Consider the following 25,516-nt stretch of genomic DNA (forward strand, 5'->3'; position numbering starts at 1 on the left):
TGCAATGACTTTATTTGCATTTACTATAGAACATGCTCTGCTTTTTCTGTTTTTAAAAATTGAAGCATGATAATTTTAAAAAAGAAAAACAAATTTATAACTGATAAAGTTCTAATAAAATGAAAACAAAGTTGAAAAAACATATTTGGTTGTTTGAATTTATAGATATATGATGAATGCTATTTTATATAAATTCTTAATAAATATACTGCAGAAGCATTTGTTATGATTGAAATAATAATAAGAATTGTGTTATATTGCAAATAAATGGTGAAGTTCATGGTTATAAATAGGTTTTATATGAAAGGGTGAAGATTATGGAAAGAAAAAAAGTAATAAATTTTTCAAACAGATTTTTTAGCAATTTAGAACAACTTGGTTTGGATTTTAATAAGGCAAAACAAAATATCCTTTCTCACATTGAAGAAAAGGAAAAAGACCTAAGTCTGGATAAAAGGATGGTATTTTATACTCCATATATAGAGGATGGCAAAAAATATATGCTGGCTGGCTTTGTAACAAAAAAGGAAAAATCTATTTTTATAGAAGCCAACAGCATATGGGATAAGGGGTTTAATCCTGAGGACATAATAGTTACAGAAACAAATATTAGGATTATCAAATAGTTAAAGTTAAGAATGGTTTTTGGGATATAAGATGATAGCACCAGTGACAGATAGATTAAGTCGATTATATTCTATACACAACAATTAAGATACATTTTTATTGAGGTGATACCGTGGCAAAACATGAGTTTGGAATAATAGATTCCTTTGAAGAAAACAAATGGTATAGTGATTATGAACCTAAAAAATATAATTGTATTTCTGTCAACGACGATTTAATTGAGGAATTAATTATTAAATATAATGAAGAATTAATGGCAATAAAGACGTATTTTCAGGTTACAACCCAGCCAGGTACCGGATTAGATTATTGTGGTGTAACGCTTATCCCTCCAGAATCCCTTAAACAATTTAGAGGGGTTATTATCAAGGCAAACATCCATTATCAATCGCAGGAACTTGAATTGCTTATTGAAAAGGTATCTAATGCAATTAGTGAAAATAAATACTTAATTCACTATGGAATATAGAATATGAATATGCAGGTGAATAGGGGGACTATCATGTTTGAATACATGAAATTGCAAAGAACAATGTGTTTTGGGACTTGTCCTGTCTATAGTGTTATGGTGGATAATGAGGGCAATGTAAATTATTATGGAGAAATGTTTGTATATAAAAGTGGTGAGCATCACTGGAAAATATCAATGAGAAAAGTGAAACAGTTAAATGACTTGATTGAGGATTTTGGGTTTAAGTCTTTTATATATGAGCCAGGTGATGAGTTCATTACCGACCAGCCTTCTTGTATTACCACAATAAAATATTCAGATGGAGAAACTAAAGAAATTAACCACTATTACGGACATGTTTTGATAGATGATAGCCTGACAGAATTTGAAAAGAATATAGAGAGAATAATAGGTACTAAAAAATATGTAAATCCCAGATTATACATATATCAGATGGAAGAGAAAATTCCAGAGTCGCCAATTAAGTATATAGTTGTTTCTGATTCAGAAAAAGAAGCCATAGATTTAGTAGAAAAAGATTGTTTCAGGCAGGAATTGATTGAATGGCGGGTGCAGAAGATAGGGATTGCTGCAGATAATTATTACGGACCTGCAATAATTATGAAAGGCGTTTAATTGCTGATAATAATAGATTAAAGGGAACTCAATACGGGTTCCCTATTCATTGCTCAGGGTTTGCGAATAATATCAAAATCACAGATAGTAATAGAATGGGCGTCATAATCGATGAGCCCATCTTTTTTCATCTTATTGAGTTCACGGGAAAGAGAAGTTCTTTGAATACCTAACCTTTCGGCCAATTCCTTTTTTGTCATATTAAGTTTTATTTCTTTACTTTTTTGAGTGTAATACTCATAATTTAAGAATTCAATAATAGACTCCCTTATAGATTTCATGGAGATTGACTTAATTTTGCTTGTTAAGATAGCAGTTTTATCTGATATACAGGTTAAAAACTTAACTAAGAAATCCTGGCTAGTCTGGCAAAGTTGCAATACAAAATCTTTAGGGATATGTAAAATTTCAGTATCTGATTTTGCTATCACACTCATGGGATAATAAGGATACTTTGAAAACAATAGGTTGCCACCTATGTTATCTCCGATTTTAAATTCTGCAACAGTTAATACATTTCCTTTTTCATCAATCTTTTGAATAAACACCTGCCCTTTTAAAATAATATCCAGATAATTGCATTTCTCACTTTCAAAATGGATAATGCAGCCTTTATTGTATTTCGAGATAATGTAATTTTGCGCTTTGAAAAGATTAAGCAGTTCTTCGGTAGAAAATCCACTAAATAACTCTGTCAGTCTTAAAATACTTAGATGATTTTTTATACTCATAAATACCACCTTTCTTAAAATTAGTTACCTTGGTAACTGTATGTCACTGTAATTTATTATAATATGGAGTTAAACATAGTGAAAGGAGAGTTTTTATGGTGGAGAAAAAATATGAATACAGTATTACTGATGACAAAATAATCGAAAAGATTGTAGATGATGAGAATATTAACCTAAATCATATGGTTCTTGTAAAAGGAACAGGTCTTCCTGAGCACTATTCCAATTCCAATGTTTATATGATAATTGTACGTGGGGAAATGACTTTGCAGTTAAATGAACAGGAACCACATCTTTATACCAAGGGAGATATTATTAATATCCCATATAAAACAAAAATGAATGTCAAAAATCAAGACGAAGAAATATTGGAATTCTTTGTAGTAAAGTCACCCAATCCTAAAAACTACAAGGAGAAGGAGTGATGAGGGGTGGATATTTTTACAGTATCGTTATGGGGAATAACAGGGGCTGCGTTTATCGCATCCCTTGTTAAAGATAAGCAGAAGACATTCAATTCAATGAAAATGGCAAAAGGTATGATGAAAAATATGGTCGGACAGATAATAGGCATTTTACTGCTTATAGGATTGATTTTGACCTTCATACCGCCTGAAGTTATAAAGAGTACTCTAGGAGAATCTAATACATTTATTTCAACCATTGTTTCTGCTTTGGCCGGCAGCATTACATTAATTCCGGCCTTTGTAGCGTTTCCTCTGGTAGGCTCTCTTGTAGATGCAGGTGCGAGTATTATTCCGGCAGTTGCTTTCCTAACTACTCTTACAATGGTCGGACTGGTGACATTCCCATTGGAAAAGAGGGAATTTGGTTTGAAATTTGCTGCTATCCGTAATGCTCTTAGTTTTGTGTTTGCACTTATAATAGCACTTACGATGGGAGTGATTATGTAAAATGATTGAAATAATTAAAAAGAACAAACTACTGACAGCAGTATCTCTGGCATATGTTTTTCTATTTATGGCAATGCCCGATAAGGCTTATTTATCTGTCAAAAACAGCATGTATTATATTATAGAAATGCTTGAAATTATGCCTGTGATTTTTATACTTACATCAATTATTGAAGCATGGGTTCCTAAAGAAGTAATCATGAATGGATTTGGGGAGAAAGCAGGAATAAAGGGGAGTATATTCTCATTCTTATTGGGCAGTTTTTCAGCAGGACCTATTTATGCAGCATTCCCAATCTGCAAAATGCTTTTAAAGAAAGGTGCCAGCATCGCAAATGTAGTTATTATATTAAGTGCATGGGCAGTAATAAAAGTACCCATGCTTGCCAATGAAGCAAAATTCTTAGGGCCGAATTTTATGGGTCTAAGATGGATATTGACAGTAATGTCCATACTGATAATATCATATTTAATGACTGTATTTGTAAAAAAGGAAGACATTCCTATTGGAGAAGAGAAAAGTTTAAGCAAAGCAACTGGTATTGATATTAAGGAGCAGTATTGTATTGGATGTGGACTATGTGAAAAATTAATGCCTCAGCATTTTAAGGTAAAAGATAAGAAAGCAAAATGGAAAGAGTCTACACTTAATGATACACAAATAAATGAATTGAAAGCGATAATTGATAAATGTCCTGTTAAGGCCATAGATTTTAGATGATATTTTTGCCGTATACCCAAAAAACTTGTGTAATGAATAAAAAGTCTTGTTAAAAATCATGGTGAAAATAGAGTAGAAACTTTATTGGAGCCATGATTTTTTGTTTACATCAGAGCATGGATGTAATATTTATAGTAAGGTATTTGGATAGATAATAAAATATTGTTTTTACTGTTACAGAACACATAGAAATGATAAAATAGAAGTGCATAAATAACAAATAAAGGAGACATGACATTATTGTTGAGAAGGTGCTTGACCTAGAAGAAGGCGTTAAATATCCAGTATGTATCGGCGGTAAAAGAAACTGTCCTCCTGAAGATATAGGTGGCCGTGGGGATATGAGGATTTTCTTAAAGCAATCTAGGACCCATAGCATCCAGAGCATGAATCTATGCTTGAATGGGTGGGAGGCTCTTTTGACCCTGAAGAATGTAGCATAGATGAAGTCAATAACATGTTGAAGATGATAAAGTAAGGATTAAGGTTTTACATTTTATTAAGAGAGGCTAATTAACATGGTTTTGTGGGGAATTTTCATCAGTGCTTTTTTAATAGGCTTTTCAGGAGCAATGATGCCTGGGCCTATGTTGGGAGTCACGATTGATGGCAGCCTTAAAAAAGGGTGGACAGCAGGCCCTTTAACAGTGTTAGGGCATGGAATCCTGGAACTTATACTAATTATCATCATGATATTCGGACTTAAAGATTTCTTTTCTAAGGCGACAGTTGCAGGATTTATCGGACTATTTGGCGGTGCTTTCCTTGCATGGATGGGGTATGGAATGATAAAGTCCGGTATTAATAAATCAGTTTCTTTGGAGAGCCAAAGAGCAGGGAATAGTGCCGGAGTGAGGAATCTTGCATTAGCGGGAGCGCTTGTAAGTGCTACCAATCCGTATTTTATTCTCTGGTGGGCGTCAACAGGTATGGAATCAATACGCCAGTCTTATACTTCAGGGTTAATTGGTGTTTTGTTCTTTTTTATAGGACATATTTTATCGGACTTTGTATGGTATTCAGCAATTTCCATAGCATTTTCCAGAGGCAAGAAACTGATAAGTGGTACTGTATATCGCTGGATTATTTTATTATTAGGCATATTTATTGTAGCATTTTCAATCTATTTTATAGCCAGCGGATGGAAGATACTTCGAATCTCATGATGTAATCTCAAAGGTGAGCCAAAGCAGGAACGGTTATGCTTATAAAATATAAAAAGGGAAAGGGTATGGGCATATGGGAATTGATATGCATGAAGAAGCAAGAAAAATAGGTCAGTTAACAGGGGAAATGTCTTGTACATTGCAAATTGTAAAGAAATTAAAAGGAATGGGTTTTTGGTATAAAACAAGTATTGCAGACTATTGAGTTGCCTGAAAGTGCTGTTTTGCGGGTTTTTGATGGTAAAGAAGATATTAAAAAAATAGCAGAGGATACTGTAAGTCAGCAAATAGCAGAAAATGGCGGTAAAATTCCACAAGAGCGGGACTTTATAAAATGGGTAGAAAATGCACTTGAGTATTTTGTACCAGAAGAAGATAAGGAAGAACTAATACCTCTTAAAGAACCACAGAGGCTCACTTGTGAGCAGTGGGCTCAGTATACCCCCTATGAAAACAAATTAGAACTTTTTGATGGGCAGGCACTGGCAGATTTAAGAGAACGGGAAAATATGATAATTGCCCTTTTGTACAACATCGGGCTGGAACACTTTATTAAAATACTTCCACAGGAGTCTAAAACAATTTTATATGAACTACTACAGGAACAATCGGGAGGAAGATATGATTTAGTGAATATTGTAAGTGCTACCATGAAGAAAATGATAAAATATTTTGATGGTGATGTTAAGCGGATTAATCATGCCCTGAAAGTGCACGGATTTGCAAAAAGTATAGGGAAACTTGAGAATATTCCAGAAGACAAACTTAGAATCCTTGAAGTGGGTGCAATTTTACATGATATCGGGATTAAGGAAAGTGAAAGGAAATACTCATCATCTGCTGGAAAGTATCAGGAGATAGAAGGACCGCCTGTAGCACGGGATATTTTGCAAGAATTCAGTTTAAACGAAGAATTTACAGACAGAGTTTGTCATTTGATAGGCAACCATCATACTTATAGCAAAATAGATGATGTAGATTTTCAAATTCTTGTAGAAGCAGATTTTCTTGTGAATATTTTTGAAGATAGTATGACTCAGGAACAGATAGAATCCATTAAACAGAAATATTTTAAGACCAATACGGGATTATGCTTTCTGAATAGCATGTACTGCAAATGAAGTAAATTTTATAGTAAGCAGATATGCAGATTTATATACTTGAAAATCTATTAGATATTTTAATCGTACAAATCTTTGCAAAGAAAATTATGTATGAAAGGTTTGAGTATGATAAAAAGAATGAAAGAAAAAACAAGTGAGTTAAAGAAACAGGTTTTTGCTTTATATCTGGCATATAAAAAGAAGGAGACACCTTTAATTGCAAAGGTCTTTACTGCTATTGTTGTTGCATATGCACTAAGTCCCATAGACCTGATACCTGACTTTATCCCCGTATTAGGATATTTAGACGACTTCATACTGATACCTATGGGTGTTGCCATTGCATTAAAGTTGATTCCAGCAGAAATTATGGAAGAATGCAGAAAAGAAGCCGATAGGAAATTGAAAAATGATATTCCAGAAGCCAAGGTAGCAGGTGTGATTATTGTAATGCTGTGGATACTGATTTTAGGATTTATCGGGTATAGGATATTAACAATTATAAAGGCAGTGTGAAAGTGAAAGATGAAAATTAGTAATAATAAAAAACATCATTTTGTTTAATTTTGTGCTTGAAACATTTTAATCAGTATACTATATGATTATAACAGAATATAATCATATAAGTAAGAACAAAATAAAGTCAAATAGATTGGGGGAATAAAACTTAAGTAATAAAGAAGTAATACAAGGAAATAAGGGATTGGGGTTTTTTGAAAAACACCTCAAGTTGTAGGAGTACTGGTTGAAGTTCCAGTTATGCTTACACTTGTTAGGATAGCCAACAACACAAGGTACTGGTTAAAACAAGTTGATGAAAGAGGGGTATAAAAGACATATGAAAAAGAAAGTTGCATTTGTATGTGTCCACAACTCCTGCCGTTCTCAAATGGCGGAAGGCTGGGCAAAGAAATTGGGAACTGATGTATTGGAAGCATATTCTGCAGGAACAGAAAGTTACTCTGAAGTAAAACCATTGGCAGTGCAGGTAATGGAAGAAGCAGGAGTGGATATGAGTGGCCATCATCCCAAGTTGTTAAGTGATATACCAGCAGAAGTAGATATCTTAATAACGATGGGTTGTAATGTAGAATGCCCTTATGTACCATGCAAGCATAGAGAAGATTGGGGGCTTGCTGACCCGTCAGGCGGACCAATAGAGGATTACAGAAAAACAAGAGATATAATTAAGGAAAAAGTGGAGGATTTGATACAGAGGGTAAAAAATAACCAGATTTGATAAGCAGAATGTAATTAATCTAAATAAAAAGAGTGCAGTGAAGAGAAAACTTCATGCACTTTTTTATTTTTTTAAATATTGAAGTGACTATTGACAGATATAAAAAACAGGAGTATTATACTTATATACTTATATGAGTATATAAGTATAGATTTAAAATTGCAGTTGCTTAGAGTATAAAGTATGTCTGATACAAAGCCAAAATTTTAACGAAAGGAAGATTTTATGGATAAATTAACTGATTTTTTCAAGGTATTGTCTGATGAAACACGTTTAAGGATACTTATTCTGCTGTATCATAAAAAACTTTGCGTATGTGAGATGTGTGGAATAACAGGAGAGTCACAGCCCAAAATATCAAAACATCTTGCTAAACTTAGGGATTTGGGCTTTGTAAAAGATGAAAGGCAGGAACAGTTCATATTTTATGATTTAAATCTTAATGAGCAAGCGTACAAAGAGATACTGGAGAAAATAGTGGATAATATCAACGATTATCCAGAACTTAAAAGCGATATTGAAAAGTGTAAACATGCTGAAAAGTATCTTGAAGCATGCAAAAAGTAAGGGGATGTTTTTATATGAATATATTAGCATTGATATTTGGCTGGTTAAATGACCAAATATTAAAAATGACATGGCTTTCAGAACTTGTAAGGCTTCTTGTAGAAAAGGTATTTCGCTTGTCCGTTAATGGCAGGCTGGGTGGAAGCATCCACTTCTTTATCTATGATACTATAAAGATTTTTATACTATTATCCCTGCTAATATTTGTTATATCCTATATCCAGAGTTATTTCCCGCCAGAAAGGACAAAGAAGATTCTCGGAAGGATAAGAGGCATTAAAGGGAATATACTTGGGGCATTGCTTGGAACCATAACCCCTTTTTGCAGTTGCTCCAGCATACCGATTTTTATAGGCTTTACATCGGCTGGATTGCCTTTGGGGGTTACTTTTTCGTTTCTAATATCCTCTCCTCTTGTGGATTTGGCATCACTGCTATTATTAATGTCATTCTTTGGTGCAAAAATTGCCATAGCCTATGTTGTTGTAGGCTTGATTCTGGCGGTTATCGGAGGAACTTTGATTGACAAGTTAGGCCTTGAAAAATACGTGGAAGGATATGTAAGAGAAATCGAAAGTGTTGATGCAGAAGTGCCTGAAATGACCCGCAGGGAAAGAATATCATATTCAAAGGAGCAGGTCAGAGATATTATCAAAAGGGTTTGGCTATATGTATTAATCGGTGTTGGCATAGGGGCGGCCATTCATAATTGGCTTCCCCAGTCAATCATAGAAAATATAATTGGAAATAACAACCCATTTGCAGTGTTGATTGCTACTATAGTGGGTATTCCAATGTATGCTGATATATTCGGTACTCTTCCAATAGCCGAAGCGTTATTTGCAAAAGGAGTGGACGTAGGGACTATAGTGTCATTTATGATGGCAGTAACAGCCCTGTCTCTGCCTTCCATAATTATGCTCAGCAAGGTAGTAAAGCCTAAACTTTTAGCAATCTTTGTATCCATCGTATCAGCAGGGATTATTATTATTGGATACTTATTTAATGCTTTTTCATATATTTTTGTGTAAAGCAGAGATTCATTCTGAAATGATGAGTCTTGTAAAATGCACAGGATGTGAAATCTGTGTAAAAGAAAATTGTGGAATGACGATAATAACGGAAAAAATATTGATTGATGAGGAGGATTTATTATGGTAATCAAAGTTTTAGGTTCAGGATGTTGTAATTGCAAAAAATTAGAGGCTAATGTCAGAGAGGCTGTAAAGGAACTGGGACTTAAAGCCACTATTGAAAAAGTAGAGGATTTTAAGGACATTATGGCATATGGTGTAATGAGAACACCTGCACTTGTAGTAGATGAACAGGTAAAGATTATGGGAAGAGTTCCGTCGGTAGAGGATATTAAAAAATATTTATAAAGAAGGAGGCTTTTATTATGGGATGTTGCGAAACTCAAAGAAACAATACCTGCTGCAGTACGAGTTGTGGGTGTGAAGAACAAAATTATGAAGCAGAAAAGAAAAAAATAATAATTGATTTTATGTATTTGGATTTAAGTATATGTACAAGATGCCAGGGCACGGAGGACAGTATTGAAGAAGCAATTGAGGATGTTGCTAAAGTGCTTGAATTAGCAGGCGCAGAAGTTGTTGTAAATAAAATTCATATTGATAGTAAAGAAAAGGCCATACAGTATAGATTTGAGAGTTCACCTACTATCCGTATTAATGGGAAGGATATACAACTGGAAATGAGAGAGTCACTTTGTGAATCATGTGGCGATTTGTGCGGGGATGAAGTGGACTGTCGTGTATGGGTGTATAGAGGTAAAGAATACAATGTTCCTCCTAAAGCAATGATAATAGATGCCATCCTTCGTGAAGTATATAGTGATAAAAAAGCACAGTTGAATGATAGAGTTGGTAAGGAAGCATATCAATTGCCGGAAAATTTGCGGCGGTTTTTTGAGTCGATTGAGAAAAACAAGAAATGTGAATAAATGATAGGTGTAAAATACAAATAAACTCCACTCCATAATAATAAATTTCGCTCTATAAAAATAAAGTTCGTTCCAAAATCCCGTAGTAGATGTAGGAGAAATTTTCGTTTGCTGCGGGATTTGCTTTTTACATGGGAAAGGGCTAAGGTTTTACCCATATTTCTTGATACAAGAATAAGAATAGAATATGTAAAATTCAAGGGAAGTGTGGCTAAAGGAAAAGAAATCAGAGCATTATTAACTTTTTATAAGAACTTGGCATGTTTTTTCTGTTTCTAAAAAGATATGGTAAAGGAATTTAGAAACAGAAAAGGTCCTTTTATGAAGGATAAAGTTGTATTAAAATGAAAATGAAGCGGTTATTCTTAAGTGGATTTTTTAATTAATAGATTTGGAGAGGAGGCTTATATGAATTATACAAGTCTTGAATCAAAAATAAAAAACTTAATTGATAGAAAATCAGAAGGGGAATATTGGGATTTTAAACAAGAATGGCATAAAGATAATGAAAGATTATTACATGATATCCTTTGTTTTGCAAATACGGTACATGATAAGGACAGTTATTTAATAATTGGCGTATCAGATACAGGTGAAATAGTTGGTGTAGGTGAGGAAAACAGAAGAAAACAAGTCGATATACTTGACTTGCTCTCAAATACAGTTTTTGCTGGTGATAATATTCCTGAAGTTCGTTTGGATACAATAGAAATTGAAGGAAAAGAGATTGATATCTTAACTATATTTAACTCTTATACCGTACCTTACTACCTAAAGGCCAAGTGCAAAAGATATAATAATATTAGAGAGGGTTACATATATACAAGAGTCGGGGATAGAAATACTCCAATAAACCAAAATGCAAGTATACAACAAATAGAAATGCTTTGGAAGAAAAGATTTGGATTAACACAACCTCCATTAGTACAGATAGCCAATAGATTGGAGAATAAATTAGAATGGGCACAGAATGAAGATGCTTACTATAATATCTATAAACCTGAATTTAAGTTAGAAGCAGAATATGATGAAGATGATAGGAATATAGGTGAATTCTATGTATATTCTCAAACTAATTCACGATTCATGTATAAAAATCTAAAGATAATGTGTAGTGAAACTGTATTAAAAGAGTTTCAATTAGTTGTGCTGGATAGTGGGAGGTATGAAACGCCTATACCCAGATGGGGGTTTGCAGGCTATGATGAATGGAGACATAACCATAAATTCACATATAAATATTTTTTAAAGGATAGTATTGATTATAAGTTACAGCAGTTTCTATTTGATACAGAGAATGAAGAAGAAGTATATGCAAAGCGAAGATTTGATGAGGTCGTTTTATACTATGAAAATGAGGAAGAGAAAATAGCATTCGAATTTTATGTTGAAAATAAACAAAGCCTAATTGAATCATATATAGTCGAAGCCGATAAAAAATTTTATGAAATTAATACTAATAACGAACTGGAAGCCAAGGAATGTAAGCGAAGGCTGTCAACGGGTTTGGCGTTAAATAGAGCATTACAAGAGTTTAGAGCATTATATAAATAAAGTATTATTTATTGATAGAGTCTTCTATGATAACTGAGGGGAACTGTATTTGGAACAATTGTAAATAAAGGGTTATAGATAAATATGAATTTGTTGAGAATAAATTGTACAAATTTTTCATGTAAGGAGGATATGTTATGATTGGTTTGCTTAATCTTGGTAGCCTAGTGCTTGGAGTAATTGCCTGGATACTTCCTGTTGTCAATCTTATGCGATATAAGAATCATGGCAACAGGAATTGGGTTTTTCTTTCTATTATGAGCATCAGCGCTTGTGCTATTTCACTATGTTTACAGATTCTTTATGGCTACCATCTAGTAAAGATTGAGGACTGGTCTGCTCTTATGGACACTACTGGTGCTGCGGCGTTTGCCGCTATTATTCTTCTCACTGTTACTATCATATTAAATGCAATTACTCTGATTGCATATCGAGACAAAACGTCAAAGTAGGAGGATAGGGTGTTTTTGTTTGCATATAACTTGAAATGAAAAGAAGAACAAATAGATAGAAAGGGAAATTTATAATGAAACAAAACAAATACGATGATGACACCTTTTTTAATAAATATAGTAATATGGATAGGTCGAAAAATGGTCTTGAAGGTGCGGGGGAGTGGCATGAACTGAAAAATATGCTGCCTGACTTCAAAGATAAAAGGGTTTTGGATTTAGGCTGCGGGTTTGGATGGCATTGTCGCTATGCTGTAGAGAACGGTGCCAGGTCAGTAATTGGAATTGATATTTCACAAAAAATGTTAAGTGAAGCAAAGAGTAAAACAAAGTGTGGAAATATCGAGTATATCTGTATGCCAATAGAAGACATAGATTTTCCTGAAGAATCCTTTGATGTTGTTATCAGTTCCCTGGCGCTTCACTATATTAAATCCTTTGAGGATGTTTTAGATAGAGTATATAAATGCCTTTCAAGGGGTGGAGATTTTATATTTTCTGTAGAGCATCCCATTTTTACTGCCCAAGGCCCTCAGGATTGGTATTATGATGATAAGGGCAATATTCTGCATTGGCCAGTTGACCATTATTTCACAGAAGGCATTCGCAATGCTAAATTTCTAGGTGAGGAAGTTATTAAATATCATCGGACACTTACTACATACTTAAACAGTCTCATAAAAATAGGCTTTGAAATAACAGGTGTTGTCGAACCAAAGCCTGCAGAAAATATGCTCAACACAGTACCTGGGATGCGGGATGAACTGCGCCGGCCGATGATGCTGCTTGTGTCAGCAAGAAAGAAGTTATATTAGAACAAAATGAAGGCGGAGGTGGAGTGCTGCGATGGTAGAAAATATTTTGAATCAAATCACCAGAGAATTGGAAGGCATACCAGGCATTATAGGTATAGTTTTAGGAGGCTCAAGAGCAAGAGGTACCAATCATGAAAAGTCCGACATAGATATCGGAATATACTATGACGAAACAGAGGGCTTTGATATCAGAGAATTAGGCAAGGTTGCTTCAAAACTAGATGATGAGCATAGAGAAAATTTAATTACACAAATAGGTGGATGGGGACCTTGGGTAAATGCGGGCGGATGGCTTGTTGTTAAAGGATATCATGTAGACTTTATATTACGTGACATAAAAAGGGTGTCTCAGGTTGTTGATGATTGTTTGTCAGGAAAAGTATCTGCTCATTACCAAACTGGTCATCCCCATGCATATTTAAATGTAATGTATATGGGCGAAATTTCCGTTTGCAAAATACTTGTTGACCCTAGGGGTAAAATTTCAGAATTAAAATCCAGAACCAAGCCATATCCTCAAACTTTAAAAGATGCAATAGTTCAATATTTTATGTTTGAGGCCTCCTTTTCCTTAATGTTTGCTGAGGATAATGTCGATAAGGATGACATTTATTATGTATGTGGACATTGTTTCAGAAGTATTTCTTGCTTAAATCAAGTTTTATTTGCTTTGAATGAAGAATACTGCATTAATGAGAAAAAAGCGGTCAGAACGATTGATGGCTTTATTATAAAGCCCAAGGATTATAAAAATAGAATAGATGAGATTATTACATTACTTTCCGCTGATAGAGATACTACAAGAGAAGGGATAAATATGCTTAAGGAACTTATTTCTGAAACAGAAATCCTTCTTGTTAAGTAATAAAATCATTTTGTATAGAACTTATATTACGAACTACAAGCGAGAAATTAAGAAGGAGAAACCTATAATGAAAGCAGAGATTAACCTTATTACAATTTGGACAGACGAAATTGACAGGATGAGAAATTTTTATAATCAAGTCCTTGGATTTAGAATTAAAAATGACCTTGGCAATTATGTTGAATTTGAAAATAATGGAGTAAGATTTGCTATATGTATGAGAAATGTTATGTATTCATATAGTGATGAGTATAGGAAAAAAGTAGTTGGTCAGGCTTTTGAATTGGCTTTTCCATGTGAAAATCCTGATGAAGTAGATGAAGCATTTGAAAAGTTGGTTACGATGGGAGCAACTCCTGTTCATCAACCTCAAAATATGCCCTGGAATCAAAGAACAGCATTATTTGCAGACCCAGATGGCAATATACATGAAATTTTTTCAGAGATTATTTATGTCAAAACTTTCTATAGAAATATGTATTAAGAGGTTATACATACTTGTGTGGGAGTAATAATTTGGAAAAGCATGAGTTTGGAATAATAGATTCTTTTGAAGAAAACAAATGGTATAGTGACTATGAACCTGAAAAATATAATTGTATTTCTGTCAACGACGATTTAGTTGAAGAATTAATTATAAAGTATAATGAAGAATTAATGGCAATAAAGACATATTTTCAGGTTACAACCCAGCCAGGTACTGGATTAGATTATTGCGGTGTGACGCTTATCCCTCCAGAATCCCTCAAACAATTCAGGGATATTATTATAAAGGCAAATAATCACTTCAAGGCAAAAGAACTTCAACTTCTCACTGAAAAAATAACTGAGGCTATAACAGGAAACAAGTATTTAATTCACTATGGAATATAACAACATTGTTCTCCAAAACCCTTAATCCTCAAAACTTATCCCCATTTGAGGGCATTTCAGGTGCATTACGGAAACTTAAAGTATGTTATGGGAATTTATAAACAGATATGAAAATTAAGCGTAAAATGTGGTATAATATATATAGGTATTTGAAAGCCAAGGTGTGCAAACACCTTGACCCTAAAACTATTAATAAATAGGGCTATTAGGATTTTTTGAGTGCTTTGGTGATTTAGCGGTCTTTCCAAGGCATTTTTTCTTGTTTGTTGTGTTAATAAAAAATACGAAGAAGGGAATCGTGCATATTTTCAAAGAGGATGTATTAGCCATGAGAAACTTTATTATTTTAATCCTATCCTTCTAAAAAATTTCGTCCAAGTGAATTTTAAGTTCCTTAAAGGTTTGTGATACTGCACAATCATCGCTTTTGTAAATAGCAGCCTGTTTATATTCACCCTTTTCTAAGGTATATACCTCAACTGTTTTAAGTTCTGGATTTACCATCCAATATTCATTTATGCCAAATTCCATATAAATACTGTATTTCCTTATACTGTCATGGGTTTGATTAGAAGTGGAAGTTATTTCAATAACTAGGGCTGGTACACCCTCATATGCGTTTTCCTTTAATCCCGATTTATCAGTAATTACTATTAAATCAGGTTGAACTTTTACTTTAGCAGTTTTTTCTTCATTTTTTAACCAGACATCCAGTGGGGAGATGAATATCTCACAAGATTTGCCTCTGAAGTAGTTTCGGAATTCTGCAGCAATGTTTAATAAAACCTGTTGATGTTTTACTGACGGAGATTCAAGGTAAACTACTTCATCATCAAAATACTCTAATCTATGTTCGTTTTCTTTATCCATCTGCAAAAACTCTTCAAAGTCTACCATTTTTGTTTTAGGCATATCTTAATCTCCTTTCAAATACCCATTTTACGATATTCTATGTAGATATAATACCATATTTCTTTGCTAATATAGTGAATTGTAATAATGAAAAATTGTATTTTATCACTGGACCCTTGTCATCCTCCTTTTGGTCCGATACAATAGGTCAAAAGGTTGGTGATGATTAATGAAGGCACTGAGGTGTAACAGTGCTTATGCATTTAGTGAAGATGAAGTTTTTCAAAGTAATAAGTATAATTTAGGTGTAACGGTTGTTCAAAATATTATATATGCGTATTCATTGTTAGATTTGTGGATAATACAACGGACAGGGAAGAAACGATACCTTCTTTATCATCAAAATAAAAAATTTGGGAATAAAAATTATCATTTCCAACAGGAATTTACCAACCTTGATGATGTATTTCAATACATTCATAGGCATGATAAGTATGTCCTGAAATCAAAGTGGAGTTTGCCTCAACAACCTGAAGATGCGTATAGAAAGGCTAGAAGTATAAATGACCAAGATAAAAATCTCAGTTAATGAATATGATTTAGAATTGAGCCTGTAAAATATAGAGGTACAATTCTATATTCCACAGGCTCATTTTTATGTAAAATTAAATCAAACCATATCAGCAACATTTTACTCATTGCTTTGCTCAGGTTCCAGTTTTTTGATACACCCATACAGCATTTTGATAATTTCAATTAGTCTTGATTCTAGGACATTATATTCCTCTTTTGTAATATATTCATTCATCAGGGCTATGGCGAGGAAATTGCGGGTTTCCCCTGCGCTGCCGAGGGCAAGATTATAATGGTAATATTCACGGCTCTTATATAGTTGTGTGTTGCCCTCGGCTATATTGGCGCCGATGCTTGTACATGCTCTAAGAAGTTGGGATACAATTATATGGGTTTCAAATTTAGGGAATTTCTTAGTAATCTTGTATATTTCACTTGTTAATTCAGTTGCTTTCTGCCATACTTTCAGGCTTTTGAAATCTTTTATGTATAAATTTTGGCTCATAAAAAATCATCCTTTCAAAAAATTTTTCACAGTATAAGGATTACCAGTAAATAAATCAAATTTTAATAAGATATTTTTGTAAAAATCCTTGAAAGGTGAAAGGGTTAAGGGGCTATATAATACATTATTAATCCTTAGTCCATGTACCTCGTGCCCAATACCCTAAACTAGTTTTTGTCGCTTAAAAATCTATTTAAGCATTGTAATATCAAGGATTTGGGCAAATTTACTAAATACATATATAATATAGAGAAAGGTAAAGTGGAAAGGGAAAAAGGATTTAGAATATAAGGGTAAACAAAAATACTTGACTTTGTATTAGATGATTTACTATAAAAAAATTGTCCTTAATAATAAGGTATTTTAAATAAATTAACATTATATACCTCCGTTAAAATAAATTCCTACGCTTACCTTATTAACAGGTAAGCAATTTTTTTATTGTAGAAATACTTGAAATTATAAAAAGTGATTTATTAAAAGAACTATAACGAACTAAACCACAAGATTGGAGGAATTGTTATGAGCAATAGGATTTTATTAGGTCTTGATAATGGTAACAAATGTACAAAAACAAGCGAAGGTTATATTAGCGAGTCTGGTTTTACTAAATTTGACTATGAACCAATCTCAACTAATAATTTGTTAGTTTATGAAGGTAAATTTTATAGTATAGGCAGCAATAGACTGTGTGTTCAAATGGACAAAACAGTCAACCAAGATGCTTTCATCTTGTCTTTACCAGCAATAGCAGATGCAATAGATAGTGCAGGAGTAGAAGGAGATGTGGATGTAATCATTGGAGTTGGGCTCCCGATAGTCAATTATGGAATTTTTAAGAAAAAGTTTCGAGAATACTTTTTAAGGCAGAACATAGAATTTAATTTTAATAAAAAAGATTATAAAGTAGATATTGTTAATTGCAAAGTATATCCTCAAGGGTATGCTTCACTTATTACGGTATTTAATAACTATAGGAATATCCTATGCAACATAATAGACATTGGTGGCTATACTGTTGATATTTTTAGAGTTGAGAACGGTATGATTGATAGTAAATCATGTTACTCACTTCCTGATGGAATCATTACGTTAATTGCAAATGTTCAACAGGAACTATTAAAAATGAACATCAGGCTTACTGAAGGCCAGGTACAGGATATAATAGCAGGCAAAGAACCAGTCATTTTTGAAGCGGATGTTAAAGAAATAGTTGAAGCCATAGCAAAAGAGTACACAGAAAATTTATTATCGAAAATCCAAGAGTATGGGTTTGAATTTCGCAACGCTACTGTTTTTACTGGCGGGGGAAGTATGCTGCTAAAGAGATATATCGAAGAATCCAGCAGAGTAAAATATGCGGATTTTCTTGACCAGTTTGCCAACGCACGTGGTTATAAGATTCTACTTGAGCAAGAACTAAGAAGGTGATTTTATGGCAACAAAACGGATAAACCTCTCTTTTTCCATAGATAGAGAGGATGATGCTAAGGTATATAGCATTCTTTCTGCACAAAAATATAAAACAGATTATGTCATAAAGGCAGTATTAAGTTTCATGGAGAAAGGGAATAAGACTCTTGATAAGGAAAAAATAAAAGAGGCTGTAAAGGAAGCCCTTCGTGAATATGGCATAGACAGCAAGGATTTAAATAAAATAGAAAACAATGAAGAGAAACTTCCAAGAGAGATTTTCGATATGTTTAATAGCCTGTAAAAAGCAAAGAAGAAATTAAAAGTGAATTTGATATTTAAGATGTTTAATATGGAACGGCAGATTTTTCAACTGCCGTTTTTTCATATTCTCAAAAAAACTATTTATAAAATAAGGTTAAAATTAGCAATTTTAAAACTTAGATATGTTATAATTATTTTAATATTAATTATTGTAAACAGGGGAGATAAGTATGTTGAAAAAACTCTTTAGCATGTTTAGCAAAAATAAAGAAAAGAATTCTCTACAGGGGTGTAAAGACGAATCTGCAGAAGAAGTTAGTGCAGTGTCAGGACAGAAAGTTGACACAGTTCCAGAAAAAGTAGACGATGAAGTTTTTACTGTTGACTTTGTAAGTATCAGAGAAAGCGGCGAAACTATAAAAAAAGCAGAAGTTATTTTCCCTGCTAACAACCAATACATAATAATAAATGGAGAAAAAATATATTTTGATGCATATTATGTTCGGGATGAAGGCATGAGTAGTGATAATCTATATCATAGAATAGCAACCCCAGATTTCAAGTTTTGGATTCTACCGAAGGATTATAAACGGTTTATGTCTATAGCAAATTATCGCCATGATATGCTTATCAAAAATAGAAAGAAACGTGACGAATTTATTAAGGCTGATATCAATACTTCTTTTGAATACGACCCTATAGATGAAGACATATACAAGTGTTTTATTGCAAATAAAACTGGAATGTGTGATGCTATAGGTACGTGGGAGCAATTTAGTAAAGTGGAAGAACAAATAGCAAAGATATGTGAAAAAAACAACGGGAAATATTTTAAGACACAGGCTAAGGCTGCTAAATTTGCTATTATATTTGATTATGCAAGAAGGACATATTCCAATGTAACTAGCCTGAGGGAAAAGGGATATAAAGTAACAACATTTGAAGCAGCACTTGAGTTTTTCGGACTCTCATATATGTGGAATATAAAAAATATTAAGAAGATGGAAAATGAACATAAGAAATTTATGAAAGAAAGGTATGGAAATTAAAAGTGTTTTTAGGAACTGGAAGAAAACGATAGGAACTATGAGGAACTAAGGTTTACAAATAATACGGTATATGATATCCTTAAATACAGGTGTTCTAGGAGTAGTTAATAAGCGGGTAAAATAGAGGAAGTTATTGCTTTAATGCAATTTATTTCCTCTATTTTATTTTATAAAGTGTCTTTATTTTAAAAGGATAATATTATTACATTTCTGGTATTTAGAAGGGTAAAAGTGGCATTTAGAATCGTTACTCTTATATAGAAAACTAATAAGAATGAATTCTTAGAAATCAACCTTTTTGCATGAGAAACGGAGCAAATCAGTAGGTTTTCAATAGGCAAAAGGAGTTAGAAACGGTTCTAAGGGATAAAGGGTAAAAAAGTGATTCTAAAATTGAAAAAGGCAGGTGTAGGGGGATTATAGGTTAAAGGGGATAGGGGTCTTGGAATTAAAAACTGCATAATATGATAGTAACTAATAAAGGTATTAAATTTTCTTACTCATTATCTTATTAATAATCTATAGAAAAAGGCTTCCCAGCAAGAAAACTGGGAAGCCTTGAAAGATAATTAGTTAGTTAGCCATTTATCAAGGTAGTCAATCATTTGGTTTATGTTGGGGTATTTTTCTTTAAACTGTTCAGGAGTCAATTCTGGTATTTTTTCAGAAAGTTTATTTATTAAATCTTTTAATTCGCCCAGCAAGTCTTTTTCACTGTCGCAGTTGTATTCATAGACGGTTACTAGAATATCAAAGCAATAGTCCAAATTTTGATACGGAACAGAATCTTTACCAAAAGTCTTATCAACAGTTTCCAGTAAATTGGCGACTTCTAATTTTAGATGCTTATTCTTCATAAAGCACCATCTCCTTTCCAAAGTTTTATGGCATTATAGTAAAGGATAAATATAAGAGTCAACTATTTTTTTCATAAATTTAGTTCTAAAATGGTATATCTTCAGGCTCAATAATGATAGGATTTAAATTTTCGTCTATTAAAACAGATGGTGTGTATTTTTCGGGATAAAGGTATTCATCAAGATTAAATGGGATGCCGCTTATTATCTTACCCACCATGCTAATAATCTGTTCTTTTGTACATTTCTCATCAATTTCTTTAATTGTATCTATATCAAATTTCTGCTTAAGACGGTACAACTGGGCATCTGAAATGTTCATAAAATAGTATTCGGTTTTTTGTGATGTATCCGTTTTACATAACTCTACTTCATTACGAGAAGGAGGAGTTATATGGGTTGTGCTGGCTGGCTCAAAAACATTATCTTTTGTATTGTCATTAGAGTTGTTTGTTTTAAGTTCAAGGATAGATGTAATATTTTTTATCTGTTTCAGTTCTTTAATATCAATGCCGTTTTGCTGGCTTAATTTTTTAAGGAGATTAAACTTTGCAATTTCTTCTTCTATGTCCCTGGGGTCAATAGAAAATACTTCAGCATCAGTGTAATATCCAGAGTTCAAAAGAATATTTAGATGTTCTTCTGAGGCAGGCGAGAAAGCATAAGCGTTCTTTTCCCACAGGTCAATTAACATTTGCAGTTGGTTATCATCCTGGATTGCAACAGCGACATCCGTCAAATCCTTTCCTTGCCCGGGAAAGGTGCGGACAATTTTTATTTTTCTAAATCCACTGTTCCATAACTTATAGGCTATTTGGATGCTATTGCACTGCCCGATATTATTATAATCATTGTCAAAAAAGAGCAGTACTTCAATTTCACATCCAAAATAGTGTTTTAATAGATTTATCTGCTCATCAGTCAGGTTCGATTGACCAGGGGAAACTGCATTAATGTATCCTAAGGATATCAGTTTCATGCAGTCGGCGACCCCTTCAGTAATCCATAATTTAGTTACTTTATTGTTTTTAATTTCAAACAGATTAAACAAAAACTGTCCTATTGAAAAAGATTTTATACCATAATACTGATACCCATTACCTTTAGTTTTAAGTTCGCCATAATCAACAATATTTAAGTATTTTGCCTTTTGTTTACTTTTTTCTTCTTTTTTATGTGAGACAAGTCTGCAATGTAGTCCCGTTATTATACCTGATTTATGGTCTCTGAATGGGAATATTACTCTATCACTAAGTCCATAAAAATTAGGATGAGTGAGTTTGCTTTGGTTTTGTCTGTCAAAATACATAAGCCCATATTTTTCTATAATATCGCCAGAAATATAATACTTTTTATGCATGAAATCCTTCAATTTATCAATTGAACTAAACTGTTCTTTATTTAATAGGATTTCATGCAGCAATATACTGTTTTTCGCGTCTTCTATTGCTTGTGCATAAATATTAAGTTCAGTATCTTTGTTCGAAGATGGCTCAATTGAAAATTCATTTTTGCTAATCACAGAAGAATTATCTGATTTTCTCGTTACTTTATTAGCCGGTAAAGGAGATTCAATGGGTAATATGGAGATATCATAATAATCCTTAATGTTTAAACTTTTTGTTGCCTCATATCTTTTTATGACTTCCTGCTTTATTTTTTCTTTATAATCACTTATTGAGTTAAAGGTAAGATTTAAATGAGCAAAATGTATTGTAGCAAATATTTTTGCTTCATTGAGAGCATTTGAAGTAAATCCCTGCATCAGTGCAATAAACTTTAAGTAAGTTCCACTGGTTTTGCAGGCAAAGCATGTAAAACTTTTTTCGTTATCGTTAAAGATAAATTCTGTTTTATTGGAGGCTCCTTGGTGAAAAGGACAAACACATCGCCAGTGGCCGTACTGATAAGTTGCATTCAGATTAAAAAATTTAACTAAATTTTCTCCAGTTATATGAGGTGATATATAAGTATTTTCTATTTCATTTAGATAATTATACAGTTGTCCCATTTCGTATTTGATTTTGTTTTCTATAATTACATTTATATTCATTGCCATCATCCTTTCGTAGAAATTTATCATCTAATTATAAAATAACACATAAAAATCAAACGCCATTTGACGGTGTATTAAATGATGATGGCATTATATTTTGAAATAAATAAAAATCAAATTTTTAGACAAAAAACTTTTCATGAATTGTAACAAAAATTTAATAAAAAAAAGAGCCGTGAAAATTTGACAAAAAGTTTTTAGGCTTTATAATAACTTATGTAATGAAGTATTAAATATGTACTTCATTACGAGAAGGAGAGATTAACCAAATTCCTCCCTTTCGTAATGAAGTATAGGTTTTAAGTATTTTAATTAATACTTCATTACATAAATATAAGAAACCAAGAAACTTGAAATTATGAGAAATCCCTTCCTATAATGCTTGAAACCAGCATTAAGGAGGGATTTTATTTATGAGCATACAGGTACTAAAGGTATCGGGTGCCAGCAATGTTCATGCAGTTTCAGAGGCTATAATTAAAAATGTTGTAAGTGATTCTATTGTTCATGTTGATTGCATAGGAATTAAAGCAGCATATACTACAATAAAAGCGCTTATTTATACAACTGATTTTCTTGTTAAAAATGGCTATAAAATCAATTTGAGGCCATATTATGTACCAGTAAATACATCAGAGGATATGCAGCCAGTTTCAAAGACAGCCATTCGATGGACATTAGTTGCGAAAAAGAAATAAAATTAATTCTTGAATAACCAACCAGAATATGGTAAACTAATAACAATAAACAGCCGAAGGGGCATACCTCTCTTATGCTGCAATAAGTATAGAGAGGTGTGTTTTTTTTATGCGCAAAAAACAAATATTGTTTACTTTATGAAGATATCTATATAAATGCTATCTTTTTATTTTATACTTTTGATATCGCGGGAGAATATTTTACTATGAGGAAGTTTAAATTTGAAAATGATGAGAAGTTGGTTTGCATATTGATAAACCGACAAGGCAGAGTCTGCTACAGTAATATCAGTAAAGATGCTGTTGGAAAGTGGCTGGAAGATTTCCGTATTATAGACTATCTACCTATTGATGATACTGTTAGTTTTAATGTTGGGTACTGCACTATAACTGCTGATAAGATTGTTTTAAACGAAGAAAAATACTATTTGATTCTTATTCAATCGCATGGGTACATATACAGATATGCTTACAGGGACTCAGTTACAGGCTTGTATAACAGAAACTTCTGGGAACATTTGATATCGGGTGTGCTACAGTATCCTATGCCTCCCAAATTTACTTTAATTGTAATTGATATAGATAATCTAAAAAGTATTAACGACAATAAGGGGCATTTGACAGGGGATAAGGCTATACGTATTGTTGGACAAGCCATCAGAGAAAGTATACGGAAGCGGGACCTTGGAGTCAGATATGGGGGTGATGAATTTTTTATACTACTTGCAAATACCAAAAAAATTGTGGCAGATAAGGTAATAAACAGGATTAGGGAAAACATTAGTAAAAAGGAGAAGAAAGAAAATATAAATATAGAAATAAGTGCAGGGGCAGCATGCTATGATTGCGTTTATGATATGGGGGACATTATAAAGATGGCAGATAGAAATTTATACAAAGAGAAACAAATGAAAAAAACTAAAGAAAAACAGAACAGTGATAAGTTGAAGCATTTGCTTATGGAAATAGAAAAATTAAGAGATGAGTTGAATAAGAAAGTTTCCAAAGAGAGCCAAGGAATAAATAATGAAGAGACATTGAAAGTAAGTGAGAAACTGGATGAACTTATTACAAAGTACTTAAAGGACGAAAAACAGTGCTAAGAAAGGATAAAGTTTATAAGGGTTATGGAATAGAGGTTAAGGTGTAGGAGAGAATCCTACACTTTTTATTTTATAAACTTTTTTCAATATAACCGACTTTTTGATTATTAGAATAGTAGCACAATTAACTTTTCCTTGAGCCTTTAACCTGATTCTGATAGAATACAAGCAGACAATGATGTTAATAATTTTGGTATGGAAAATATTGCTGTATTCTTATAAGTACATAAACGAGGGAGGAAAGTTCATATGGCAGAGTATGTGTTTAGGAATGTGACTCAGGTAGGTGAAAAGGAATACCAGACAGTAATTGATGGACAGGAATTAGCAGAGATGTGGAGGGATGGGATAATAACATATAACCCAGAAATCCAGAGAGGAACAAAGGTAAAAAGGGGAAAGGACAACACGGAAACTGAAGTCGCTGTGTACAGCAAAGCGAATGTAAAAAAGATTTACGAATCTATGTTAAGTGGGCAGTATTTTACCGATATGATTACTTTAAATATTCTTGAGGATGGAAGTGAAAAGGTCGAACTTGACGATGCGGGAAACCTTACTGTAGACGGTGAAATAAACATTGCGGATGGACAGCACAGAATCAGGGCTTTGGCCATGATTCTCGAAGGAAATGAAAAAGGGGATTTATCCGTTGATTTAACTGATTTAAAATTCCCAATTAAAATAACTAATTACGATGTTCAAACTGCACAACAGCAATTCCACCAGTTTTCTCTTGGGCTCAAAATCAGTTCAAGCCGTGCGGAATATTTTAATCAAACCGGCCTTGCAAACATTATAGTTAGAGAACTTATGAAAAACAGCGACCTGGCTGGTAGAGTGGAAGTAGTGAGAAATTCAATTCCCAAAAAAGATGAGAGGCATATTGTTACTTTTGCCACTCTTGTAAATGCTATAGATTTAGTTTATAAGGATTTGGAAACAAGGGTTCAGGCAATGGAACTTGCAAAATATCTGTCAGAATTTTTTAATGAACTAATAAACCTCATTCCCGAGTTGCACAATTACGAAAAGAGAGCACAAAGTAAAGAAACATCGTTAATAGGGGAAAATTTCATGTTTTACGGATACGTAGCCATAAGCAAGGTGTTACGGGATAAGGAGAATTGGAAAGAGTATCTACCACTAATTAATAAACTCGACCTGCTAAAATCTTCTAAAGTATGGTATGCTGAAATAATTAAGGGAGGAAAGGAAAGAGGATATTCTATTATTAATACAAGTGAGAGCAGGCAAAAGTTTATAAACAAGATAGAAAGAATGTTCAAAAAACTATTAAGCGAAAAGACTGAATAATATACATTTTTTAACCAGGCTGACGGGTAGTTGGAGTATGCTAATCTGTTAGCCTTTTTGATTGTTAATGGAAAGGGCTGCAGAATTAATTATAAAGTTGTTATTTAGTACATAATTATATTTTTGTCGCATTATAATTCATTAAACCTCT

The 25,516-nt window shown here is 33.0% G+C and carries 34 protein-coding genes; 29 read left to right on the forward strand and 5 right to left on the reverse strand.

Annotation, left to right across the window (positions count from 1 at the left end):
- Positions 1 to 317 precede the first annotated feature (317 nt).
- From CLOCL_RS01030 to CLOCL_RS01040, 3 genes are all read left to right on the forward strand, one after another.
- Positions 318 to 626 (forward strand): hypothetical protein, encoded by a 309-nt coding sequence (locus CLOCL_RS01030; RefSeq protein WP_003514290.1) that lies wholly within the window; start codon positions 318 to 320, stop codon positions 624 to 626.
- Positions 627 to 739: 113 nt separating this feature from the next.
- A complete protein-coding gene (locus tag CLOCL_RS01035; protein ID WP_014253595.1) occupies positions 740 to 1,096 on the forward strand; it encodes a hypothetical protein in 357 nt (118 codons plus the stop codon).
- 33 nt (positions 1,097 to 1,129) lie between these two features.
- Complete coding sequence (locus CLOCL_RS01040) at positions 1,130 to 1,714, forward strand: DUF6438 domain-containing protein (protein ID WP_014253596.1); 585 nt, start codon at positions 1,130 to 1,132, stop codon at positions 1,712 to 1,714.
- A gap of 53 nt (positions 1,715 to 1,767) precedes the next feature.
- On the opposite strand, the gene CLOCL_RS01045 is transcribed toward CLOCL_RS01040, so the two are convergent.
- Positions 1,768 to 2,445 carry a Crp/Fnr family transcriptional regulator gene (locus CLOCL_RS01045; protein WP_003514285.1) on the reverse strand — a complete coding sequence of 226 codons (678 nt, stop codon included), beginning with the start codon at positions 2,443 to 2,445 and terminating at the stop codon, positions 1,768 to 1,770.
- A 95-nt stretch (positions 2,446 to 2,540) separates the two neighbouring features.
- On the opposite strand from CLOCL_RS01045, the gene CLOCL_RS01050 reads away from it, so the two are divergent.
- The 19 genes from CLOCL_RS01050 to CLOCL_RS01135 all read left to right on the forward strand — a co-directional run bounded on the left by CLOCL_RS01050 (position 2,541) and on the right by CLOCL_RS01135 (position 14,678).
- Entirely contained in the window at positions 2,541 to 2,870 is a 330-nt protein-coding gene (locus CLOCL_RS01050) for a cupin domain-containing protein (protein ID WP_003514284.1), read from the forward strand.
- Positions 2,871 to 2,876: 6 nt separating this feature from the next.
- Entirely contained in the window at positions 2,877 to 3,359 is a 483-nt protein-coding gene (locus CLOCL_RS01055; RefSeq protein WP_014253597.1) for a permease, read from the forward strand.
- Position 3,360: 1 nt separating this feature from the next.
- A complete protein-coding gene (locus CLOCL_RS01060; protein ID WP_014253598.1) occupies positions 3,361 to 4,080 on the forward strand; it encodes a permease in 720 nt (239 codons plus the stop codon).
- A gap of 239 nt (positions 4,081 to 4,319) precedes the next feature.
- Positions 4,320 to 4,523 (forward strand): IS1096 element passenger TnpR family protein, encoded by a 204-nt coding sequence (locus CLOCL_RS23750; protein WP_420805124.1) that lies wholly within the window; start codon positions 4,320 to 4,322, stop codon positions 4,521 to 4,523.
- A 75-nt stretch (positions 4,524 to 4,598) separates the two neighbouring features.
- Positions 4,599 to 5,246, forward strand: a complete 648-nt coding sequence (locus tag CLOCL_RS01070) for a LysE family transporter (RefSeq protein ID WP_014253599.1) — start codon at positions 4,599 to 4,601, stop codon at positions 5,244 to 5,246.
- 73 nt (positions 5,247 to 5,319) lie between these two features.
- Complete coding sequence (locus tag CLOCL_RS23470) at positions 5,320 to 5,451, forward strand: hypothetical protein (RefSeq protein ID WP_014253600.1); 132 nt, start codon at positions 5,320 to 5,322, stop codon at positions 5,449 to 5,451.
- 445 nt (positions 5,452 to 5,896) lie between these two features.
- Entirely contained in the window at positions 5,897 to 6,367 is a 471-nt protein-coding gene (locus CLOCL_RS01075; RefSeq protein ID WP_041715347.1) for an HD domain-containing protein, read from the forward strand.
- A 108-nt stretch (positions 6,368 to 6,475) separates the two neighbouring features.
- Positions 6,476 to 6,865 carry a YkvA family protein gene (locus CLOCL_RS01080; RefSeq protein WP_014253602.1) on the forward strand — a complete coding sequence of 130 codons (390 nt, stop codon included), beginning with the start codon at positions 6,476 to 6,478 and terminating at the stop codon, positions 6,863 to 6,865.
- Between the two features lie 322 nt (positions 6,866 to 7,187).
- Positions 7,188 to 7,589: an arsenate reductase ArsC gene (locus CLOCL_RS01085; protein ID WP_014253603.1), complete on the forward strand. Its 402-nt coding sequence runs from the start codon at positions 7,188 to 7,190 to the stop codon at positions 7,587 to 7,589.
- A gap of 225 nt (positions 7,590 to 7,814) precedes the next feature.
- Positions 7,815 to 8,156 (forward strand): ArsR/SmtB family transcription factor, encoded by a 342-nt coding sequence (locus CLOCL_RS01090; RefSeq protein ID WP_014253604.1) that lies wholly within the window; start codon positions 7,815 to 7,817, stop codon positions 8,154 to 8,156.
- Between the two features lie 14 nt (positions 8,157 to 8,170).
- Positions 8,171 to 9,187: a permease gene (locus CLOCL_RS01095; protein ID WP_014253605.1), complete on the forward strand. Its 1,017-nt coding sequence runs from the start codon at positions 8,171 to 8,173 to the stop codon at positions 9,185 to 9,187.
- A 123-nt stretch (positions 9,188 to 9,310) separates the two neighbouring features.
- Positions 9,311 to 9,538 carry a thioredoxin family protein gene (locus CLOCL_RS01100; RefSeq protein ID WP_014253606.1) on the forward strand — a complete coding sequence of 76 codons (228 nt, stop codon included), beginning with the start codon at positions 9,311 to 9,313 and terminating at the stop codon, positions 9,536 to 9,538.
- A 17-nt stretch (positions 9,539 to 9,555) separates the two neighbouring features.
- Positions 9,556 to 10,119 (forward strand): DUF2703 domain-containing protein, encoded by a 564-nt coding sequence (locus CLOCL_RS01105; RefSeq protein WP_014253607.1) that lies wholly within the window; start codon positions 9,556 to 9,558, stop codon positions 10,117 to 10,119.
- 408 nt (positions 10,120 to 10,527) lie between these two features.
- Positions 10,528 to 11,673 carry an AlbA family DNA-binding domain-containing protein gene (locus CLOCL_RS01110; RefSeq protein ID WP_014253608.1) on the forward strand — a complete coding sequence of 382 codons (1,146 nt, stop codon included), beginning with the start codon at positions 10,528 to 10,530 and terminating at the stop codon, positions 11,671 to 11,673.
- Between the two features lie 137 nt (positions 11,674 to 11,810).
- Positions 11,811 to 12,125 (forward strand): hypothetical protein, encoded by a 315-nt coding sequence (locus CLOCL_RS01115; protein WP_014253609.1) that lies wholly within the window; start codon positions 11,811 to 11,813, stop codon positions 12,123 to 12,125.
- A 74-nt stretch (positions 12,126 to 12,199) separates the two neighbouring features.
- Positions 12,200 to 12,940, forward strand: coding sequence for a class I SAM-dependent methyltransferase (locus tag CLOCL_RS01120; RefSeq protein WP_014253610.1), 741 nt, complete (start codon positions 12,200 to 12,202; stop codon positions 12,938 to 12,940).
- 31 nt (positions 12,941 to 12,971) lie between these two features.
- Positions 12,972 to 13,805 carry a nucleotidyltransferase domain-containing protein gene (locus CLOCL_RS01125; RefSeq protein ID WP_014253611.1) on the forward strand — a complete coding sequence of 278 codons (834 nt, stop codon included), beginning with the start codon at positions 12,972 to 12,974 and terminating at the stop codon, positions 13,803 to 13,805.
- Positions 13,806 to 13,872: 67 nt separating this feature from the next.
- Positions 13,873 to 14,289 (forward strand): VOC family protein, encoded by a 417-nt coding sequence (locus tag CLOCL_RS01130; RefSeq protein ID WP_014253612.1) that lies wholly within the window; start codon positions 13,873 to 13,875, stop codon positions 14,287 to 14,289.
- Positions 14,290 to 14,321: 32 nt separating this feature from the next.
- Positions 14,322 to 14,678, forward strand: coding sequence for a hypothetical protein (locus CLOCL_RS01135; RefSeq protein WP_014253613.1), 357 nt, complete (start codon positions 14,322 to 14,324; stop codon positions 14,676 to 14,678).
- A gap of 360 nt (positions 14,679 to 15,038) precedes the next feature.
- Here CLOCL_RS01135 and CLOCL_RS01140 read toward each other — a convergent pair whose 3' ends face one another.
- Complete coding sequence (locus CLOCL_RS01140; RefSeq protein WP_014253614.1) at positions 15,039 to 15,590, reverse strand: Uma2 family endonuclease; 552 nt, start codon at positions 15,588 to 15,590, stop codon at positions 15,039 to 15,041.
- Positions 15,591 to 15,759: 169 nt separating this feature from the next.
- Between CLOCL_RS01140 and CLOCL_RS01145 the strand changes: the two genes are divergently transcribed.
- Complete coding sequence (locus CLOCL_RS01145; protein WP_014253615.1) at positions 15,760 to 16,119, forward strand: hypothetical protein; 360 nt, start codon at positions 15,760 to 15,762, stop codon at positions 16,117 to 16,119.
- A 102-nt stretch (positions 16,120 to 16,221) separates the two neighbouring features.
- Here the strand turns inward: CLOCL_RS01145 and CLOCL_RS01150 are convergent, their stop codons facing one another.
- A complete protein-coding gene (locus CLOCL_RS01150; RefSeq protein WP_014253616.1) occupies positions 16,222 to 16,608 on the reverse strand; it encodes a four helix bundle protein in 387 nt (128 codons plus the stop codon).
- Positions 16,609 to 17,130: 522 nt separating this feature from the next.
- Here CLOCL_RS01150 and CLOCL_RS01155 point away from each other — a divergent pair.
- From CLOCL_RS01155 to CLOCL_RS01170, 3 genes are all read left to right on the forward strand, one after another.
- Entirely contained in the window at positions 17,131 to 18,039 is a 909-nt protein-coding gene (locus CLOCL_RS01155) for a ParM/StbA family protein (protein WP_014253617.1), read from the forward strand.
- Between the two features lie 4 nt (positions 18,040 to 18,043).
- The gene (locus CLOCL_RS01160) at positions 18,044 to 18,325 is read left to right on the forward strand and encodes a hypothetical protein (RefSeq protein WP_014253618.1); all 282 of its coding nucleotides are present in this window, start codon (positions 18,044 to 18,046) and stop codon (positions 18,323 to 18,325) included.
- 190 nt (positions 18,326 to 18,515) lie between these two features.
- Positions 18,516 to 19,334 (forward strand): hypothetical protein, encoded by an 819-nt coding sequence (locus tag CLOCL_RS01170; protein WP_014253619.1) that lies wholly within the window; start codon positions 18,516 to 18,518, stop codon positions 19,332 to 19,334.
- 569 nt (positions 19,335 to 19,903) lie between these two features.
- Here CLOCL_RS01170 and CLOCL_RS01175 read toward each other — a convergent pair.
- Entirely contained in the window at positions 19,904 to 20,191 is a 288-nt protein-coding gene (locus tag CLOCL_RS01175) for a hypothetical protein (RefSeq protein WP_014253620.1), read from the reverse strand.
- A gap of 85 nt (positions 20,192 to 20,276) precedes the next feature.
- A complete protein-coding gene (locus CLOCL_RS01180) occupies positions 20,277 to 22,244 on the reverse strand; it encodes a CHC2 zinc finger domain-containing protein (protein ID WP_014253621.1) in 1,968 nt (655 codons plus the stop codon).
- A gap of 416 nt (positions 22,245 to 22,660) precedes the next feature.
- Here CLOCL_RS01180 and CLOCL_RS01185 point away from each other — a divergent pair, with 416 nt between their 5' ends.
- The 3 genes from CLOCL_RS01185 (at position 22,661) to CLOCL_RS01195 (ending at position 25,365) form a co-directional block, all read left to right on the forward strand.
- Positions 22,661 to 22,945 (forward strand): stage V sporulation protein S, encoded by a 285-nt coding sequence (locus tag CLOCL_RS01185; protein ID WP_014253622.1) that lies wholly within the window; start codon positions 22,661 to 22,663, stop codon positions 22,943 to 22,945.
- Positions 22,946 to 23,151: 206 nt separating this feature from the next.
- Positions 23,152 to 24,048 carry a diguanylate cyclase gene (locus CLOCL_RS01190; protein WP_014253623.1) on the forward strand — a complete coding sequence of 299 codons (897 nt, stop codon included), beginning with the start codon at positions 23,152 to 23,154 and terminating at the stop codon, positions 24,046 to 24,048.
- A 249-nt stretch (positions 24,049 to 24,297) separates the two neighbouring features.
- Positions 24,298 to 25,365, forward strand: coding sequence for a DNA sulfur modification protein DndB (locus CLOCL_RS01195; RefSeq protein WP_014253624.1), 1,068 nt, complete (start codon positions 24,298 to 24,300; stop codon positions 25,363 to 25,365).
- Positions 25,366 to 25,516: the final 151 nt, after the last annotated feature.

It is taken from the genome of Acetivibrio clariflavus DSM 19732, assembly GCF_000237085.1.
GTDB lineage: Bacteria > Bacillota > Clostridia > Acetivibrionales > Acetivibrionaceae > Acetivibrio > Acetivibrio clariflavus.

Coding starts and splice junctions, on each gene's coding strand:
- CLOCL_RS01030 (WP_003514290.1), top strand. CDS start 318: ATGGAAAGAAAAAAAGTAATAAATTTTTCAAACAGATTTTTTAGCAAT.
- CLOCL_RS01040 (WP_014253596.1), top strand. CDS start 1,130: ATGTTTGAATACATGAAATTGCAAAGAACAATGTGTTTTGGGACTTGT.
- CLOCL_RS01045 (WP_003514285.1), bottom strand. CDS start 2,445: ATGAGTATAAAAAATCATCTAAGTATTTTAAGACTGACAGAGTTATTT.
- CLOCL_RS01050 (WP_003514284.1), top strand. CDS start 2,541: ATGGTGGAGAAAAAATATGAATACAGTATTACTGATGACAAAATAATC.
- CLOCL_RS01060 (WP_014253598.1), top strand. CDS start 3,361: ATGATTGAAATAATTAAAAAGAACAAACTACTGACAGCAGTATCTCTG.
- CLOCL_RS01070 (WP_014253599.1), top strand. CDS start 4,599: ATGGTTTTGTGGGGAATTTTCATCAGTGCTTTTTTAATAGGCTTTTCA.
- CLOCL_RS23470 (WP_014253600.1), top strand. CDS start 5,320: ATGGGAATTGATATGCATGAAGAAGCAAGAAAAATAGGTCAGTTAACA.
- CLOCL_RS01075 (WP_041715347.1), top strand. CDS start 5,897: ATGAAGAAAATGATAAAATATTTTGATGGTGATGTTAAGCGGATTAAT.
- CLOCL_RS01080 (WP_014253602.1), top strand. CDS start 6,476: ATGATAAAAAGAATGAAAGAAAAAACAAGTGAGTTAAAGAAACAGGTT.
- CLOCL_RS01085 (WP_014253603.1), top strand. CDS start 7,188: ATGAAAAAGAAAGTTGCATTTGTATGTGTCCACAACTCCTGCCGTTCT.
- CLOCL_RS01090 (WP_014253604.1), top strand. CDS start 7,815: ATGGATAAATTAACTGATTTTTTCAAGGTATTGTCTGATGAAACACGT.
- CLOCL_RS01095 (WP_014253605.1), top strand. CDS start 8,171: ATGAATATATTAGCATTGATATTTGGCTGGTTAAATGACCAAATATTA.
- CLOCL_RS01100 (WP_014253606.1), top strand. CDS start 9,311: ATGGTAATCAAAGTTTTAGGTTCAGGATGTTGTAATTGCAAAAAATTA.
- CLOCL_RS01105 (WP_014253607.1), top strand. CDS start 9,556: ATGGGATGTTGCGAAACTCAAAGAAACAATACCTGCTGCAGTACGAGT.
- CLOCL_RS01110 (WP_014253608.1), top strand. CDS start 10,528: ATGAATTATACAAGTCTTGAATCAAAAATAAAAAACTTAATTGATAGA.
- CLOCL_RS01115 (WP_014253609.1), top strand. CDS start 11,811: ATGATTGGTTTGCTTAATCTTGGTAGCCTAGTGCTTGGAGTAATTGCC.
- CLOCL_RS01120 (WP_014253610.1), top strand. CDS start 12,200: ATGAAACAAAACAAATACGATGATGACACCTTTTTTAATAAATATAGT.
- CLOCL_RS01125 (WP_014253611.1), top strand. CDS start 12,972: ATGGTAGAAAATATTTTGAATCAAATCACCAGAGAATTGGAAGGCATA.
- CLOCL_RS01130 (WP_014253612.1), top strand. CDS start 13,873: ATGAAAGCAGAGATTAACCTTATTACAATTTGGACAGACGAAATTGAC.
- CLOCL_RS01140 (WP_014253614.1), bottom strand. CDS start 15,590: ATGCCTAAAACAAAAATGGTAGACTTTGAAGAGTTTTTGCAGATGGAT.
- CLOCL_RS01145 (WP_014253615.1), top strand. CDS start 15,760: ATGAAGGCACTGAGGTGTAACAGTGCTTATGCATTTAGTGAAGATGAA.
- CLOCL_RS01150 (WP_014253616.1), bottom strand. CDS start 16,608: ATGAGCCAAAATTTATACATAAAAGATTTCAAAAGCCTGAAAGTATGG.
- CLOCL_RS01155 (WP_014253617.1), top strand. CDS start 17,131: ATGAGCAATAGGATTTTATTAGGTCTTGATAATGGTAACAAATGTACA.
- CLOCL_RS01160 (WP_014253618.1), top strand. CDS start 18,044: ATGGCAACAAAACGGATAAACCTCTCTTTTTCCATAGATAGAGAGGAT.
- CLOCL_RS01170 (WP_014253619.1), top strand. CDS start 18,516: ATGTTGAAAAAACTCTTTAGCATGTTTAGCAAAAATAAAGAAAAGAAT.
- CLOCL_RS01175 (WP_014253620.1), bottom strand. CDS start 20,191: ATGAAGAATAAGCATCTAAAATTAGAAGTCGCCAATTTACTGGAAACT.
- CLOCL_RS01180 (WP_014253621.1), bottom strand. CDS start 22,244: ATGAATATAAATGTAATTATAGAAAACAAAATCAAATACGAAATGGGA.
- CLOCL_RS01185 (WP_014253622.1), top strand. CDS start 22,661: ATGAGCATACAGGTACTAAAGGTATCGGGTGCCAGCAATGTTCATGCA.
- CLOCL_RS01190 (WP_014253623.1), top strand. CDS start 23,152: ATGAGGAAGTTTAAATTTGAAAATGATGAGAAGTTGGTTTGCATATTG.
- CLOCL_RS01195 (WP_014253624.1), top strand. CDS start 24,298: ATGGCAGAGTATGTGTTTAGGAATGTGACTCAGGTAGGTGAAAAGGAA.